General features: G+C 64.5%; 1 protein-coding gene. It reads left to right on the plus strand.

What is annotated here, in order from left to right:
- Positions 1 to 3 precede the first annotated feature (3 nt).
- Entirely contained in the window at positions 4 to 1,194 is a 1,191-nt protein-coding gene (gene tuf / locus AC3WPZ_RS27955; RefSeq protein ID WP_382162668.1) for an elongation factor Tu, read from the plus strand.
- Position 1,195 lies beyond the last annotated feature (1 nt).

Genomic DNA, 1,195 nt, shown 5'->3' on the forward strand with positions numbered 1-1,195 from the left:
AAAATGGCAAAAGAGAAATTTGAGCGGACCAAGCCGCACGTGAACGTGGGCACGATTGGTCACGTGGACCATGGCAAGACGACGCTGACGGCGGCGATCACGACGGTGCTGGCGGCCAAGTTCGGCGGCGCGGCCAAGGCCTACGACCAGATCGATGCGGCACCGGAAGAGAAGGCGCGCGGCATCACGATCAACACCGCGCACGTGGAATACGAGACGGCCAACCGCCACTACGCCCACGTGGACTGCCCCGGCCACGCCGACTACGTCAAGAACATGATCACCGGTGCCGCCCAGATGGACGGCGCCATTCTGGTGTGCTCGGCCGCTGACGGCCCGATGCCCCAGACCCGCGAGCACATCCTGCTGGCGCGCCAGGTGGGCGTGCCTTACATCATCGTGTTCCTGAACAAGTGCGACATGGTCGACGACGCCGAGCTGCTCGAGCTGGTCGAGATGGAAGTGCGCGAGCTGCTGGACAAGTACGACTTCCCGGGCGACGCCACCCCCATCATCCACGGCTCGGCCAAGCTCGCCCTGGAAGGCGACAAGGGCAAGCTGGGCGAAGAAGCCATCATGAAGCTGGCTGACGCGCTGGACACCTACATCCCCACGCCCGAGCGCGCGGTGGACGGTGCCTTCCTGATGCCGGTGGAAGACGTGTTCTCCATCTCGGGCCGCGGCACCGTGGTGACGGGCCGTATCGAGCGCGGCATCATCAAGGTCGGCGAAGAAATCGAGATCGTGGGCATCTCCGCCACGCAGAAGACGACCTGCACGGGCGTGGAGATGTTCCGCAAGCTGTTGGACCAGGGCCAGGCGGGCGACAACGTGGGTATCCTGCTGCGCGGCACCAAGCGCGAAGACGTGCAGCGCGGCCAGGTGCTGTGCAAGCCCGGCTCGATCAAGCCGCACACGCACTTCACGGGTGAGGTGTACGTGCTGTCCAAGGACGAAGGTGGCCGTCACACGCCGTTCTTCAACAACTACCGTCCGCAGTTCTACTTCCGCACGACCGACGTGACCGGCTCGATCGAGCTGCCCGAAGGCAAGGAAATGGTGATGCCGGGTGACAACGTGTCGATCACGGTCAAGCTGATCGCCCCGATCGCCATGGAAGAAGGCCTGCGCTTTGCCATCCGCGAAGGCGGCCGCACCGTCGGCGCCGGCGTCGTCGCCAAAATCATCGCGTAAG

It is taken from the genome of Hydrogenophaga sp. FW305-3-2-15-A-LB1, assembly GCF_058787875.1.

Excerpts from the sequence above, each read along its gene's own strand:
- tuf (WP_382162668.1), top strand. The coding sequence starts at position 4 with ATGGCAAAAGAGAAATTTGAGCGGACCAAGCCGCACGTGAACGTGGGC.